Annotated in this window: 16 protein-coding genes and 1 rRNA gene; 9 read left to right on the forward strand and 8 right to left on the reverse strand. The window is 33.1% G+C overall.

Annotation, left to right across the window (positions count from 1 at the left end):
- From rrf to KFE69_01320, 5 genes are all read left to right on the forward strand, one after another.
- A 5S ribosomal RNA gene (gene rrf / locus KFE69_01300) occupies positions 1-115 on the forward strand.
- Between the two features lie 148 nt (positions 116-263).
- Positions 264-698 (forward strand): excinuclease, encoded by a 435-nt coding sequence (locus KFE69_01305; GenBank protein UTW43938.1) that lies wholly within the window; start codon positions 264-266, stop codon positions 696-698.
- Positions 699-743: 45 nt separating this feature from the next.
- Positions 744-1,709 (forward strand): S49 family peptidase, encoded by a 966-nt coding sequence (locus KFE69_01310; protein ID UTW42809.1) that lies wholly within the window; start codon positions 744-746, stop codon positions 1,707-1,709.
- A 46-nt stretch (positions 1,710-1,755) separates the two neighbouring features.
- The gene (locus KFE69_01315) at positions 1,756-2,790 is read left to right on the forward strand and encodes an alpha/beta fold hydrolase (protein UTW42810.1); all 1,035 of its coding nucleotides are present in this window, start codon (positions 1,756-1,758) and stop codon (positions 2,788-2,790) included.
- 118 nt (positions 2,791-2,908) lie between these two features.
- The gene (locus KFE69_01320; GenBank protein ID UTW42811.1) at positions 2,909-3,238 is read left to right on the forward strand and encodes a TM2 domain-containing protein; all 330 of its coding nucleotides are present in this window, start codon (positions 2,909-2,911) and stop codon (positions 3,236-3,238) included.
- 8 nt (positions 3,239-3,246) lie between these two features.
- Here KFE69_01320 and KFE69_01325 read toward each other — a convergent pair whose 3' ends face one another.
- Together KFE69_01325 and KFE69_01330 are read right to left on the reverse strand one after the other, a co-directional pair.
- Entirely contained in the window at positions 3,247-4,236 is a 990-nt protein-coding gene (locus tag KFE69_01325) for a hypothetical protein (protein UTW42812.1), read from the reverse strand.
- A gap of 76 nt (positions 4,237-4,312) precedes the next feature.
- Positions 4,313-4,546: a hypothetical protein gene (locus KFE69_01330; protein UTW42813.1), complete on the reverse strand. Its 234-nt coding sequence runs from the start codon at positions 4,544-4,546 to the stop codon at positions 4,313-4,315.
- A gap of 255 nt (positions 4,547-4,801) precedes the next feature.
- Here KFE69_01330 and KFE69_01335 point away from each other — a divergent pair, with 255 nt between their 5' ends.
- The gene (locus KFE69_01335; GenBank protein UTW42814.1) at positions 4,802-5,935 is read left to right on the forward strand and encodes a helix-turn-helix domain-containing protein; all 1,134 of its coding nucleotides are present in this window, start codon (positions 4,802-4,804) and stop codon (positions 5,933-5,935) included.
- Here KFE69_01335 and KFE69_01340 read toward each other — a convergent pair.
- The 6 genes from KFE69_01340 to gltA form a co-directional block, all read right to left on the reverse strand.
- Positions 5,918-7,024 (reverse strand): hypothetical protein, encoded by a 1,107-nt coding sequence (locus KFE69_01340; GenBank protein ID UTW43939.1) that lies wholly within the window; start codon positions 7,022-7,024, stop codon positions 5,918-5,920. The two genes, KFE69_01335 and KFE69_01340, sit on opposite strands and share 18 nt — an antisense overlap.
- Positions 7,025-7,201: 177 nt before the next feature.
- Entirely contained in the window at positions 7,202-8,296 is a 1,095-nt protein-coding gene (locus KFE69_01345; GenBank protein ID UTW42815.1) for a DSD1 family PLP-dependent enzyme, read from the reverse strand.
- Between the two features lie 57 nt (positions 8,297-8,353).
- Complete coding sequence (locus KFE69_01350) at positions 8,354-9,001, reverse strand: hypothetical protein (protein ID UTW42816.1); 648 nt, start codon at positions 8,999-9,001, stop codon at positions 8,354-8,356.
- A gap of 355 nt (positions 9,002-9,356) precedes the next feature.
- Positions 9,357-10,745, reverse strand: a complete 1,389-nt coding sequence (hisS, locus tag KFE69_01355; protein UTW42817.1) for a histidine--tRNA ligase — start codon at positions 10,743-10,745, stop codon at positions 9,357-9,359.
- A gap of 67 nt (positions 10,746-10,812) precedes the next feature.
- Positions 10,813-11,817 carry an FUSC family protein gene (locus KFE69_01360; GenBank protein UTW42818.1) on the reverse strand — a complete coding sequence of 335 codons (1,005 nt, stop codon included), beginning with the start codon at positions 11,815-11,817 and terminating at the stop codon, positions 10,813-10,815.
- Between the two features lie 123 nt (positions 11,818-11,940).
- Entirely contained in the window at positions 11,941-13,230 is a 1,290-nt protein-coding gene (gene gltA, locus KFE69_01365; GenBank protein UTW42819.1) for a citrate (Si)-synthase, read from the reverse strand.
- 521 nt (positions 13,231-13,751) lie between these two features.
- Here gltA and sdhC point away from each other — a divergent pair.
- Genes sdhC through sdhA form a run of 3 tightly spaced genes read left to right on the forward strand, consistent with a single transcriptional unit; the run spans position 13,752 to position 16,281 of the window.
- Positions 13,752-14,135 carry a succinate dehydrogenase, cytochrome b556 subunit gene (gene sdhC, locus KFE69_01370; GenBank protein ID UTW42820.1) on the forward strand — a complete coding sequence of 128 codons (384 nt, stop codon included), beginning with the start codon at positions 13,752-13,754 and terminating at the stop codon, positions 14,133-14,135.
- Positions 14,126-14,479 (forward strand): succinate dehydrogenase, hydrophobic membrane anchor protein, encoded by a 354-nt coding sequence (sdhD, locus tag KFE69_01375; protein UTW42821.1) that lies wholly within the window; start codon positions 14,126-14,128, stop codon positions 14,477-14,479. Before sdhC ends, sdhD begins: the two co-directional genes overlap by 10 nt.
- 11 nt (positions 14,480-14,490) lie before the next feature.
- Positions 14,491-16,281: a succinate dehydrogenase flavoprotein subunit gene (gene sdhA / locus KFE69_01380; GenBank protein UTW42822.1), complete on the forward strand. Its 1,791-nt coding sequence runs from the start codon at positions 14,491-14,493 to the stop codon at positions 16,279-16,281.
- The last annotated feature ends 13 nt before the right edge of the window (positions 16,282-16,294 follow it).

Here is a 16,294-nt window from a genome sequence, read left to right on the forward strand (position 1 = left end):
CCCGGTGAGTATAGCGAGTGTGAACCACCTGATTCCATGCCGAACTCAGAAGTGAAACCACTTTGCGCCGATGATAGTGTGGCAGTTGCCATGTGAAAGTAGGGCATTACCGGGGATTTAATTCAAAAAGCCTCCTTCATTGGGGGCTTTTTTGGTTCTGAAAGAAATTATAAAAAATCAATGAATCTCATTTAAATTCAGCTTATAATTAGCCATAAGAAATGGTTAATTTAATTAACAGGATGAATATTGTGAAAAAATTTTTGCAAAGCCTATTATTGGCTCTAGTGGTCGTTATTTCTTTTATTATAAGTGCTTGTAGTTCAAATACAGGTGTAAGCAATTATGACATTAATCAAGCAATGACGGGTATTCCGCCAGATGTAAAACAACAGCTTGGTGATTTTAAGTTTTATTTTGGTAAATCTGCTGGTTGGAGCGCTAAAGAATTAGGTCCAGTTAAGACTTCTCTAAGAACCAATGCATTTGCAAAAAATCCACAAGTTTCTTGTAATCGCGTTTTCTATTCTGCTTTAATTAGTCTTAAGAAACAGGCGCAGAAATTAGGTGGTAATGCCGTTGCAAATATTCAATCTAACTGGAAAGATAATAAAGTATCCAGTAAGGCGACATATGTTTGTGATAATGGATTATGGATGTCAGGTGTGGCACTGACAGGTACTGCTGTTAAAGAATAATAGGATTAATGTAATTAAGCTAATATGACAAGGAATGTTAATTAGATGTTTGGGGAACATAAGTCAAAATCAAAAGATAAACTAGAGAGACAAATTTTAGAAACATTAGTCTTGCAAACCCTAAAAGAGCAAAGGCGCAAGCGGCGTTGGGGAATTTTCTTTAAGTTTATTATTGTTATATTACTTATTATTCTAATTGTTGGAATTTTTTGGCCATCAAGTTATAGCCCTAAGAGTAATCCTAATAAGCCGCATATTGCCTATGTTAGTATTGATGGCATTATTATGGAGGGCTTAAATGCCAATGCAGATGATATTATTTATGGTTTAGAGCATGCATTTGAAGATAAGTATTCTAAAGCTGTAGTCGTTGAAATTAATAGTCCTGGTGGCTCACCTGTTCAGTCAGATGAAGTTTATCAAGCGATGAGGCAATTGGAGAAAGCTTATCCAGATAAACCATTGTATGCAGTCTGTACGGATGTTTGTGCATCAGGTGGTTATTATATTGCTTCAGCAGCTGATGAAATTTATGTTAATCCAATGACTATATTAGGCTCTATCGGTGTTAGAGCAGATGGCTTTGGTTTTGTTGAAACATTACAAAAACTTGGTATAACAAGAAGGCTTTTTACAGCAGGAAAAGATAAAGACTTTTTAGATCCTTTTAAACCATTAAATCAACAACAGGTAGAAGCTTTAGATAAAATGCTGACACAAACCCATCAAGTTTTTATTGATAGAGTTAAACAAGGCAGAGGTAAGCGTCTGAATTTATCACAATCAGCGGTTTTATTTTCTGGACAACCTTTTAGTGGTATTGAAGGAAAACGTTATGGTTTAGCCGACGGTTTTATGTCATTACGTCAATTGGCAATGCAAAAGTATAAATTAGATAATATTGTTGATTATACCTATTATAAGAGTCCTATAGAGCAATTATTAATGAAAGTATCAACTTCATTAATGTATAAAGCGATGCTTTCTTCATCTTTACAGTTGCGTTTTTAGATAAAGCTCGTTAAGCTTGATAGATTTTAATGAATTCGTATAATTTATGTTTGATTGGCAAAAATTAATAAATGAGCATGATAATTTACAAAAAAAGCTTTCTAAATTACCTCTAAAGCTAAATTCTAAAGCTAAGTCATATCATGTAAATCATTATGATGTAATATTTGAAAATCATTTATTTAAACTAAGATATTATTGTGGAAATTCTCAAAAAACCAATCAAATAGCTTTGTGTGTGTATTCATTGATAAATACAGTTGATATCTTGGATTTTTCAGAAGATGTTTCTTTCGTTGGCTCATTAAAAAAAAACTATTGCGCACTATATGTAATTGAGTGGAAGCAAGCTTTAGATGAGCCAATATTTCATAGTCTTGAAAACTACATTATTCAAAGCCTCAATTTGGCAATTGATATTATTTTAGATCAAGATAAGAAAAATCAAATTGATTTATTTGGTATATGCCAAGGTGGTGTTTTTGCCTTGGTTTATACAGCAATATACCCAAATAAAATTAATAGACTGATACTTTTGATGACACCAATTGATCATAAGTCTCTTTATCAACAAGCATTGTTACTTGAGTTTTGTACATTGGCTAGTGATAATAATAAGTCAAAGATAATTTCTAAAGAATCGGTAAAGCATTATTTTGCATCATTAAGGCCATTAAAGCACTATTTAGGACGTAATGTAGATATAGCATTGGCATCTTATCAGAAAAGAAAAAAATTATTAGCGATCGATAGTTGGTTGAATCAACCAATGCCATTATCGATTAGTGTTTTTAAAGAATATTATCATAAGATTATTAAAGAGAATCGATTAACTTTAGGTGGTTTGAGTATTGGTAGCTATAAGGTTAGTTTGAGTAATATCAATTGTCCAATTATTAATGTATATGCGATTTATGATCAGTTAGTTCCATTAGAAAGTAGTAATAATTTGGCCTTATATATTAAGTCTTCTTATTATGAAATTAGATTAAATACTGGTCATATTGGTATTTTTATTCAAAAGCGATACCTTAATCAATTTATTAAAAAATATGAAAATATTTTAGACTCATTTAGTTAGTTTTAGCATATTTATATATGAACTAAGTTGAATTATTATTCAAAATAAATAAAATATATTTTAATTTATATATATGTATTTATATAAAGGTAAATTAATTAAAAATGGAGTTTTAAATATGGACTATATAGATCAAAAGCGAATTGAGGCAAATCAACTAAATGTGACAGTAGCTTATTTATTATGGTTGTTTTTAGGTTACTTTGGTGCGCATCGGTTTTACTGTAAAAAGCCACATGCAGTGACAATTTTAGTATTAGAAATTATTGGCTTAATTAGTTTATTTGTTGCTATAGGGATTATTCCTTTAATGATTGTTTTAGTTTGGTGGGTTATTGATACAACTAAAATCCAAAAATGGGTAAGTCAATATAACCTTGGTCTTGTTGAACAATTTCATTTAAATGCAGCTAATAAAACATACCAACCAATGCCATCTAATTCCTAATATATTAATTAGTGAGATAGGCTAATAAGAATAATTGCAACAATTAAAACGATGATACTGATGAATCGATAAAATTTATGTAATAGTGAAAGTTGTTTTACTCTATCAAAAATTATTCCCCAAACTTGTGATGTTAAAATGATTGTTATCATTAAAATTGGCCAGCCATCAATGATTTCAGTTTGCGTAAATAAACTCATGCCAAGGCTATAAAGAATTAATGACCCACTAAAACATAGGCCCATCATTGCAATTAAAGTTAGTGGTATTGGACTTAATAGTTTGATTGATGGTAAGTGATTTAAATTTAGTAAGTGATTTTTTTTATAACGTATTAGAAAGCCTATAAACATAGGAATAGCAGCAATAGATAAAAATAATGGCCAGTACCAATAGCTATTAGTTGAATTAACAAAACTATGTGAATGATTACTAACAATGATAAATGAAATATTTTGTAAGCCACTGGCGATGCCTGCAAATAATGCTAATAACCAGCAAAGTTGTGTGTTTTGATTTGGCCTATTTTTATATAATTTTTTTTGCTGAAGGTGGTTAAGTTTATAATTTATCCATAAGCTAAGTAAGATAAGTATGATGGCAATACAAATTAAGTTACCACGATAGCTAAAAAGCATCGATTGATAACCAATAACAAAAAGAGAACCTAGAATAACACCAATGCCTAAATTTACCGCAAAACTTGCAGCAATGCCTATCTTATCAATGGCATAAAAAAAGCAGACTTGTCCAATTCCAAAAATTAAACCACTCACTATTAATAGACTTAAATTATAAATCCCAATGGAGTAGTAAAGATTAATTGATTTGGGATAGATAACGAGTAATAGTAACCAAGGAATCAAAATTAATCCAATTGCTGTATAATACAACCAGATTTGTTCATTATTATGGTGCTTGATAAAGCGTGAAGGAATAACAAATGAGCCATTTAATAAACCACCTAATAGAATAGATAGAAATCCTAGAGCGTACACAATAGCTTAATCCATTAATTAAAATTTAGATAAATGTACCCTAGATCATTTACTATGGCTAGTTTTTTTTAAAAGTTTACTGTGTACTTAATTGTCCGCAAATATAAGCAATTTTAACAATATCTTCTTTAGAATATAGTTTATATTCATCAGAAAATAATATATCCGACGGTTTTTTATGAAATGTTTTATTTGTTTCGACATCCATAATATGAAGACTTGTAATGTTATCAGCAATAATTTGATAGCGGTTGTTTACTTCACGATGGTTTAACGATATTTGTTTGTTACAGTTAAGCTCGGTGTTCATAGAAAGTTTCCTTACTGTCCTATCAATGTTTCATATTTTGATCGTTTCATATATTAGACACATTATGCTTTATTTTGATAAATGTCAATTCTGCCATATAAAATATTTTTGAATTTTAAGTTATCTATTTATAAAGTGATTTAAGGTGAGTTAATGTGTATTTGATAATTGATATGTTCTAAGGTAAACTGGCGTGTATTTTTGAATAAGATGATGTCAAGTTTAATATCATAAAGAGCTTTAAGGATGGTTTGCGTGACGAATGAGGAAGTAGTGCTTAATAATATAAAATTGTTAATGAATGCGAAAGGTTGGTCATTGCGAACGCTTGCTGCACAAAGTGGCATGAGTCCAGGAAATTTAAGTAAAGTTTTACAAGGTTCGGTAAAGCTATCATTACCTGCAGCAATTAAAATAGCAGAAGCAATGGATGTTGATTTGCAAAACAAATTGTTGAAAGGTGTAAAGACTTATTCAACTGAGGATAGTGTATCAAAGAAATATAGTATTGGTATAGTTTCAATCAATAATCGAAGATTAACAAGTATTTTAGATTCTAAAGGAAATCAAAAAAGTGAATCAGTATTATCTGGTGGGCTTGATTTGGTTGATGAGTCTGCTGAATTAATTCAATTAGTTCAAGAAGCAATTAATGATGCCTGGGTTAAAATTAAAACAAAATCATCTTTTAACCCTTCAGAGATTAAGCTTAAGTTAGTCATTCAATCTTATGAATTTGTTGAAAAGCGTAAGAAATTTTTATTATTAGCACACAAATATTTTAATGATGTAATTATTTTGCCTGATTGGGCAATTACTCTGCTTGCTGCATTTGATGGTTCTGAAGGTATCTCACTTGTTGTTGATAAAGGTGTATCGCTTTCCTATTTACATGATAGTTATTTAAAAAAAATGGGTGGCTGGAAATATCCTGTTTATGATCTTGGTGGTGAAAATTGGCTAGGTGTTGAAACCATTAAGCATACGATAGAAGCGATTGAAGATTATGTGCCTATGTCAGATCTGGCAAATAATGTTCTTTCAAAATTTAATGGTAAAATTGAACATATTACAGAGACATGTCATTTAAGTAATGATGCAGATATTTATTGTATGTTCTCTGAGATATTGTTACGTGCCTATTATACAGGTGAAGCGATGGCTCAACAGATTGTTGAAAAAGGTGCTAATCATATTAAGCGTATGGTTGATCTAGCCGATAAGCGAACAGGTTGTCAGCTGCCGATTACATTAAATGGATCATTAGCAAGGCTTTATAAGCCGTATCTCGATAGTGCTCGTATATTTGAAGTGGCACCGACAAAAAATTTAAGCGAACTATTAGCAGAAATAGATGAGGAGAAGCTTAGTTTATATCACTTCAGCTAATTCAAAGAAGTTTTGACGTTGCTTTAGAACATAGGACATAGATTGGCAGGCAATCTGATTAATTTCTATATCGCTTAAGCCGATTGATCTCATATTATGGATTTGCTGCTCGATTGGTTGTGTACCTGCAGCGACTAAATTTTCATTTTGATAAAGTAACGTTGATGGCTGGAATTGTTTTAAATGACGTCCAGCAAGGCGATGACTTTCAATTGAATCAGTCATTAAAAGCATGTTTTCAGCACCAGTGATTTCAACAGTTTTTCTAACAATAGCTAAATCAACATGCTCACCATCAAAATTTTGTGCAATTTTCACAAGACCTTTCTGTGCATTTTTGATCATTGTTGCAGGAATAATACCAAGCTTTTCTTCAATGTTATTAATATTCCATGATGCTAAATTTAAATTTTCAATATCTTTTTGACGTTGCTCTCTTTCTGCAGTTGTACGCCATGCGTGTTTGAAGTTACGTGGCATATCATTATATAAATGATCAGTAACAGTAGGTCCTTGTCCCCATGCTGCTACAGCATCATAAATTTTCTGTAGTGCTTGAGCAGATTGATAAGGATTGTGCTTAACAAAGTGTCCAGCAGCAGGTAGAACACCACCAGAAAGTAATGTTTCAGCAATCCAAGTGGTATCTTTAGCTGGAAAGTTTACATTGCTATTTTCATGTGGATTCAGCTCAGCATCTGGAGAGAATATAACATAAATTAATCCATCTTTGCCACATTCGGCTAGTGCCTGCCATTGCTTTTTCGTTGGATTCCAAACACCTTTATGTGGTGTGCCACCATGGCTTGCTAATAAAGGACCTTCTAAGGCAAATCCTTTAATTTGCTTAAAATAGCCTTTTTCTTTGCCTTCAGTAAAAGTTTTTAATACATCAAAAAAGTTTTCATACTGTTCTGGTAGAAGGTATAAAGTTAAAATTGCTTGTTGTTTACGTTCAGATAAAAGGGCTTCAATATCAGTTAGATTAAGTTGATCTAATTCCGTGAAATCATATTGACCAATACCGTGGCAGTGGACATCAATGGGTTGATTGATTGTTAACAAATTCTTTGATCCTATATTTTGTATCGCATTTATTAATGCCAATATTCCTGATAGTGGCATTCTAAACTTTTTTGTGGTTAGTTGTATAGAATATTTTTTATTTTGATTGAAATATTTATTTTTATTTCAGATTTAAAATTATCAAATTTATTGATCTTTAATCAGAAATAAGTAGAAGTCTGTTTTAATGTATAAATAAGCTTATTGACATTTGCCGCGTAGATTAATTTTCCAGATTTTAGTCACAATGTCATTTTCTGTAACAAAAAGATTGTCATAAAGGTTAATTGTTGGATCACAGTGAGGGACAATCATTTCAATTACATCACCTAACTTAGGTAATGATTGACCTGTAATTTTACCGTGCTCATCACCAAAATAATCCCAATCATAATGAAGGTTCGAATGACTGATAATCTGTGGCGCAGTTGGGTCTTTATAAATAGCTTTTAGTCCGGCATCAACTGTAACGTGGCTATGACAGTTAGCGCTAATAACGCTTGTTAATAATGTCATGGCATTTAAAAAATAATCATCTCTATACTCAATATCATAATACTCTTTATCCATAACTGTATAAGAGCCTGGTTGAATTTCAGTTACACTGTCAATTAAACAGTCAATTTCATAAGTACCAGTACCGGAACCTGTTTGAATGAGGTTCTTAAGGCCAGTGTCTTGTTGGATTTTATTTTTTAATTTGCCAGCCTTTTCTAGTAATTGTTTTGAGTTTTCTTGACGTTGAGCATGTTCTTTAATATGTTGAAAATGGCCAGCATAACATTGAATGCCTTTTAAAGTTATAAAGGCTAGTTGATGGGCTTTTATAGCCAATGTATTTGCCTGATCAAAATTAACACCTGTACGCCCAATGCCCGCATCAATATCAATAATAACATTAATGTTTTTACAAGGTAGCTGGCTGGCTAATGTATTTAACTTATTTAAGTTATATTCATTATCGCAAACAATAAGGCTATTAGGTGCAAGTAGTAATACTTCTTTTAGTATTTTAAGTTTTTGCTCAGTAACGATAGGGGATGTAATTAATAAATGATCAATTCCATCTTTAGCCAGTGCAAGTGCCTCAGTAACTTTAGTAACACATATGCCAATGGCACCATTAGCTAGTTGTAATTTAGCTATTTCTGAACATTTATGTGTTTTAGCATGGGGGCGGACAGCCTTTTGATGTTTATTTGCAAATGTTTGCATTCGTTTTATATTGTTGATAAGTTTATATTTATCAATAACAAGGCAAGGTGTATCTAGCTTATTTTTATGTATTCCTATCATATTTTGCTACCCAATATTAATAATTAAAAACATGCTTATTATAGTGCCTAATGGATCTTAAGCAAAAACTAAGATTGCCTGAACCATAACACCAAGGATTAAGTCGCTATTACCTAGAATAATACGATCAAATTTAGGGTTGTGGGCATTTAAATAGGTGCTGGCACCGAAAGTTAACACTTGTCTAAATAAAGGGTGAGGGTAATTGTCAGGTTTAACAAGTATAAAGTCACCATCTTTATAGGCTTTTTTGTTATCAAAAATGATAATACTTTGATTTGGAAAACGTGGCGACATTGCCTCTGTTTGCAATTCAATAGCAAATAGCTCGCCATCACTATGGATATCACAGTAGATTTCTTTAATGGGTTTTTGTGGCTTATTTGTTAGCGTATCAACATGATATACTTTGACTAATTGTTGTTTGCTCTTTATATGATGTAAAGGTGATTCATCATCGACTTTTTGATCAATCATTTCTCCCTGGCCTGTTTTAAGCCATTGCTCATTAACAGTTAATTTTTCAGCTAAAATGGCATATTTTTTTGCTGGCGGGCAAGTTTCACCATTAATCCATTTACTGGCACCACGATGCGTTAAGCCAATGATTTCAGCTAAGAGTTGGATTCTACCACGGTTTTTTGGTGGAAATCCTTTGTAATCAAGTGCTTGATTAAGTCGTTGAGCAAAAGTAGATTTAGTCATAAAAATGTTTGAAAGTTGTATATAGACTCTTAAAAATAGAACCATTGGTTGCTTTGTTAATTATTCTAACAAAGGTTTAAATAAATATCTAATAGGAATTATTTTTAAAAATAATTCTATTTTTAATTGACTTGTAGCGTGATAAAGCGTATAAATAGAATTAAATCTGAACTATTTAAAAAACTTAGGTAAAATTGATTACAGTTTTGGAAAAAAGAGTCAACAAAGTTAATTGTCTAGTCTCTAATCTCTCTTAATGTTGATTCTTTCTTCCAACAATTATAAGTTAAAAATATAGATTTGAAATAAACTGAATTGAGTGAATAAAATTCGGGGGTTGCATATTTAAATAAACTTAAGCTTTTTGCTTAAGTTTATTTAATATCTTAATTAAGTAATCTTCTCCTTTAATTGTTAGCTGAAGCTTTCCTTCTTGAATTAATTTATTTCTAGCTTCTTTACTTGTAGCTTTATCGCCTTTTATAATTTCATTGGCAATAATAGACTGAGCTTTAGTCGTTAAAGGCTTAAGTTCAATACTATCATTAATTAGTTCATTTTCACCAATGATGATAGCAAAATTAGCATTTGCTTTATCTGCTTGTTTAAATTGTGATTTAAAGCTACCACCTGATAAATTAACCTCAATAAGCATATCAGGTAATGCACTACGTATAGTTTCAGCTAATTTTAATGCTTGATACTGTGCTTGTTTATTACTATGAACAAAATAAATAAATGGTTGCAAACTAAGATGTGGGAATAAGTCTAGCTGTTTAAGTAAGATAAGAATTCGCTCAAAGCCTAATGCAAAGCCAAATGCTGGTGTATCTGGACCCCCTAACTGTTTGACCAAACTATCATAACGACCGCCAGCACAGATCGTGCCTTGTGCACCGAGTTGCTCGGTTACCCACTCAAAAACAGTATGTGAATAATAATCAATACCTCTGACAAGGTAGGGGTTAACTTTGTAGGGGATATCAAGTGCTTTTAACTGGCTACAGAGTGCTTCAAAGCGTTCCTTTGATTCGTCATCAACATGGTCAATTAATTTAGGTGCATCATCAATTAATTGACGCATTTGACTATTTTTACTATCCAATATTCGTAATGGGTTTTTATATAATCGTCTTTTGCTGTCATCATCGAGTTGCTCAATATGCGTTTCAAAGTATGCTATGAGTTTTGATTTATATAGTTCGCGAGACTGATTAGAACCTAAATTATTTAACTCTAAGATAACACTTTTAGCTAAGCCCAATTGTTGCCAAAATCGCCATGTCATGATTAAAGTTTCTATTTCAATTGCTTCATCACTATAACCTAATGCTTCTACACCTAATTGGTAAAATTGACGATAGCGTCCTTTCTGTGGGCGTTCATGTCGATACATAGGGCCACTATACCAAAGTTTTTGTTTTTGCCCACGTAACATATTATGTTCAATGACCGCTCTGACGCAACTGGCAGTACCTTCAGGGCGTAAGGTTAGACTTTCATTATTTCTGTCTTTAAAGTCATAAGTTTCTTTTTCAACGATGTCAGTAACTTCACCAACACTTCTGTGGAAAAGTTCACTTTTCTCTAATAGAGGTGTGCGAATTTCACAATAGCCATATTGTTTAAGTATTTTAGAAAAAATGTTCTCGACATATTGCCACTGATTAGATGATCCAGTATCACCATTTTCAAATGGTAAAACATCATTCATACCACGAATGGATTGAATTTTTTTATTCATAGGTTTAGCTTATATTTAATTTATATTACTTTCAAACGAAGCGTTTATTGTAAAGCTATATACCTATTTAGGTAAAGCCTTTTAAGAATGCTTGCAGATAATAGCTAATTAAAGTTGCAATGATAACAAGTAAACCACCGATTAAAGTTAAAATAATACGATCTAATGCAAGGGTATTATGATACTGTCCTAATAAATGTGTAAAGCTTAATACAAAGAGCTCAATACATAAAGTTCTTGCAATATAAGAAAAGCCTAAGGCAAAGATTAAAAATAATAAGACAACTAAAAATGCTAAGTTTAGCCAAAAATTGCTAGGCATTATATAAGTCATAATAATTACAATGGCAAGTGCGCCAAAGGCATTAACACCGATACGTATAAGAGAAGTCTGTATGGTTTTACTTTTAGAGCCTTGAATGACGACTAAAATAGTTAATCCAATCCAGTATAAATGTTCAATGTTTGTATGGTATTTTAATAAAAGCATCATCATCCAGCCCATTACTAAAGCAATTCCAGCAATCGCTGCGGATAACAGTTTAGTCTGAAAATTTAATACTTCTGATTTGTAATTTTGATAACTTTGATTAATAATTCTTTGATCAAAAAGCCAATAAAAAGCGATAAATAAAGGTAAAAAAATAAGACTGTATAGACTATAGTGAAGTGCACTATTTAGATTAAATGCAAGTGCATTAAAAATTAAAAACATTAAAGCGCCAGTAACTAAAACTGCTGTATTTTCTTTTGTTTGAGGGAGTAAAAACGCCAAGATGGCATAAATAATAATTAAGGGTTGGCTATAAGTTGGTAAATAATAGCCAACTAATCCACCACAGATAATAGATAAAATTACAATAATGCTACTTAATAATAAAAAAGCTGGATGCTTTATTTGAGGTGAAAATGTAGCCGCACAAGACATAACTGCAATATTAAACATAATCAGTAGGCTATTTTGATCAATGCCCATAACGGCAAATATGCTTGTTATGATTAAACAAAATAGTGTGATTTTAATTGCTTCAAAAATAAAAGCTAAATAGTTAGGCAATGTTTGGCTATCCATAAATTAAAAAGTTTTAATGAAGTATTAGTATGGTTAAAATATCATATAATAATAATTGTAGAAACGCGACTTATCGCATTTAAAAATAATAGTAGATTAAGATGTAAAATGATAGAAAACGTACTAACGTTGATTCATATCAACAAATTCACGTTCACTATGACCAGTATATAGCTGGCGAGGTCGATTTAAACGTTTATTAGGATCTGCAACCATTTCCATCCAGTGCGAAATCCAGCCAACGGTACGAGCTAGTGCAAAAATGACGGTAAATAAACTGGTTGGGATGCCAATTGCCTGAAGAATAATCCCCGAATAAAAATCAACATTAGGATATAGTTTGCGTTCAACAAAATAAGGATCTTCTAATGCGATTTGTTCTAATCGTTTTGCAATTTTCAATAGTTGATTATCACTGTCACCTAATTGAGCTAATACCTCATCACAAGTCTCTTTCATTACCTTAGCGCGTGGGTCAAAGTTTTTATAGACACGATGGCCAAAGCCCATTAGACGGAATGGATCATCTTTATCTTTAGCTTTAGCAACAAATTTATCAATGTTTTCAACTGAGCCAATTTCATTGAGCATGCGAATAACAGCTTCATTAGCGCCACCATGTAATGGACCCCATAGTGCTGAGATACCAGAAGATATACAAGCAAATGGATTAGCGCCTGTTGAACCAGCTAAGCGGACAGTTGAAGTTGATGCATTTTGCTCATGATCAGCATGTAAAATAAAAATACGATCAAGAGCTTTAACATGAACTGGGTTAGGTGTGTATGTTTCGCAAGGTGTTGCGAACATCATATATAGGAAGTTTGCAGTATAATTTAGGTCATTTCTTGGGTACATAAATGGTTGCCCAATACTGTGCTTATAACACATAGCAGCAATTGTTGGTACTTTTGCGATTAAACGATAGGCTGATATAAGACGGCTATCTGAATCGTTAATGTCTAAATTATCATGATAAAATGCACTTAATGCACCGATTACGCCAACCATAACGGCCATTGGGTGAGCATCACGCCTAAAGCCTCTAAAAAAGTGCACGAGTTGTTCATGTACCATCGTGTGGTATTTGATATTATGTACAAAATCATCATATTGTGCTTTATCAGGTAGTTCACCATGAATTAATAAATAACAAACTTCCATAAAATCAGCATTATTTGCTAATTGTGCAATTGGATAGCCTCGGTGCAGTAAAATACCATTGCCACCATCGATATAAGTAATTTTAGACTCACAAGAAGCAGTAGACATAAAGCCTGGGTCATAGGTAAATTTGCCAGATTTAACCAGTGATGATACGTCAATTGTTGCTGGGCCTTCTGTGCCTTCATGGACAGGGAGTTCTATTTCGTAGTTGTCTTCATCAATGCTAAGACGAGCCTTTTTAGCCATAATTAAACCTCCTAAAGAGTTGGATTGTCATTGAGTAACGCAAAATGATTAACGCAAGAATTAAGAAAATTGCGTCTATGGCTTGGTGCGTTGCAATAGTATTAAACAAAATCCCCTGAAATGTCAAATGAGCATTGCAGCTGCATAATAATTTTTTAAAATTTATTTATTTATTGATGTGTCAAAAATTACGCTTAAGCCTTTAAGCCTTTAAGCCATTATCTATACTTTGTTAATTAGAAAATTTAATCTATTGATTAGTAGAACTTAATATAGAAAATAATAAAATATGATGGAGGTCTAGAATTTTGATCGAGAATTTTAGTTTGTTATACCTCTGATTTTTAAATAATTAGTCTATGGTGACTACCACTATAATAAAATTGACAGTCACCCCTTGACAAGTTTTATTGATTGATCGATTCTGTAATGTCAAAAAGTCACGCTTGGGGGTGGTGATTATAGGGTTATGTGCTAGAATAAGCACAGCCTTAATCATCAACTTTATAGGAGTGACGTAAGTGGAAAATAAAGGCCCGCGTAATATCGGCTTATCGTCGATTATCCACTATCGCTTTCCAGTAACAGCGATTAGTTCGATACTTCATCGAATCAGTGGTATTTTACTGTTCTTGTTTGTCCCATTTGTTATTTGGGTTTTGGATATTTCCTTAAGGGATTTGTCATCATTTAACCAAATTAAAACCTGTTTAAGTGGCTGGCCAAGCTTTTTTATTTGGTTATTTATCTCGTCACTTGCTTATCATTTATTTGCAGGTGTTCGTCACTTGCTGATGGATATCGGTCTTGGTGAGCATAAAGTATCAGGTCGAGTCGGCTCTTATATTGTGATTGTGTTAGGTGTCTTATTTGCAATTATTTTTGGGGTGTGTTTATGGGCTTAAATACGGTAACTTCTTTATCAAGAAGTGGATTAAAGGATTGGTATATTCAACGCTTAAGTGCATTAGTTTTATTAGCATATATACTATTTTTAGTTGGTTTTAGCTTATGCCATTATCATGATGGTGTTAGTTTTTATCAGTGGCACGCCTTATTTGCATCTCACTGGATGAAAGTATTTACATTACTTGCAGTGATCAGTTTAATTGCACATGCTTGGGTCGGTATTTGGACAATATTAACGGATTACGTCCATTGTGCGTTAATCATGGGCGTTGTTCAAAGTTTATTGATTTTAGCATACATAGCAACGCTTGCATGGGTCGTTATTGTTTTATGGTTTTAAAGGTGATGTAGATGAATATAGCAAAACAAGAGTTTGATGCAATTGTAATTGGTGCTGGTGGTGCTGGCATGCGTGCATCGTATCAATTATCACAGTCAGGGTTAAATGTTGCCGTCATATCAAAAGTATTTCCAACACGCTCACATACCGTTTCAGCTCAAGGTGGCATTGCAGCTGCTTTAGGTAATGTTGGTGATTTTGGTGATGACCTTCCAAATGACGACTGGCGTTGGCATATGTATGATACAGTTAAAGGTTCAGATTATATTGGTGATCAAGATGCAATTGAGTATATGTGTGAACATGCACCAAAGGCAATTATTGAATTAGAACATATGGGACTGCCTTTTTCACGTTTGGATGATGGTAAGATTTATCAACGTGCATTTGGCGGTATGTCAAGAAATTATGATGTAGCAAAGCAGGCAAAGCGTACATGTGCCGCTGCAGATAGAACAGGGCATGCATTATTACATACCCTATATCAAGGTAACCTAAAGCATCATACAAACTTTTTTAATGAGTGGTATGCCGTTGATTTAGTTAAAACATCAGACCACTCGATTGCAGGGGTGATAGCCTTATGTATGGAAACTGGACAGCTAGTATTTTTTCAATCAAAAATTACCATTTTAGCCACTGGCGGTGCTGGGCGTATTTATGAATCATCAACCAATGCACATATTAATACAGGGGATGGTGTTGGCATGGTTTTACGTGCAGGCTTTCCACTACAAGATATGGAGTTTTGGCAATTTCATCCAACAGGTATTGCTGCTGCAGGTGTCTTGGTTACTGAGGGCTGTCGTGGTGAAGGTGGTATTCTACGTAATAAAGATGGTGAACGTTTTATGGAACGTTATGCACCAACAGCAAAAGATTTAGCCTCTCGTGATGTAGTCTCTCGTGCATCACAGCAAGAAATTAGAGAAGGGCGAGGCTTGCAATTTGGTGGTGTTGATAGTGTCAATTTAGACTTAACTCATTTAGATGAGAGTATTATTACTAAGCGCCTACCAGGTATTCGTGAATTAGCCATTACATTTGCAGGAGTTGATCCTATTAAAGAGATGATTCCTGTTGTGCCTACTTGCCATTATATGATGGGTGGTATTCCAACCAATAAATATGGTCAGGCAGTTACACAAGATACCATGGGGCAAGATGTTGTTATTGGTGGTTTATATGCCGTAGGAGAATGTGCTTGTGTTTCTGTACATGGAGCAAATCGATTAGGTAGTAATTCATTATTGGATTTAGTTGTTTTTGGACGTGCTGCGGGGATACACGCTCAAGATGCAATTCGACAAGGTGTATCAATGCAAAGTGTAACTGATAGTGACTTAGAACATGCATTAGCTCGTCTTAACCGCTGGGAGACCAATAAAGATGGTGAACATGTTGCAGATTTACGACGTCAGTTGCAAAAAGCAATGCAACGTGATTTTGGTGTTTTTAGAACAGAAGAGACGATGCAAGAAGGATTAGATAGCTTAAAAGAGATTCGTAATCGTATTAAAAGTGCTGTTTTAGGTGATCATAGTAAAGTATTTAATACAGCGAGAATTGAAGCATTAGAGTTAGATAATTTAATGGAAACTGCAATGGCAACAGCTGTTTTAGCTGTAACCCGTAAAGAATCCCGTGGTGCTCATTCGCGAGAAGACTATCCAAAACGTGATGATGTCAATTGGCTTAAACATACGCTTTATTATTCAGAAGGTGATCGTTTTAGTGAGCGTGGTGTTAATATGATGCCAACGAAAGTGAAACCATTTGAACCAAAAGAGCGTAAATACTAAAGGAGTCGTAATT

Source organism: bacterium SCSIO 12844, assembly GCA_024397935.1.
Classification (GTDB): Bacteria; Pseudomonadota; Gammaproteobacteria; order Francisellales; family Francisellaceae; genus M0027.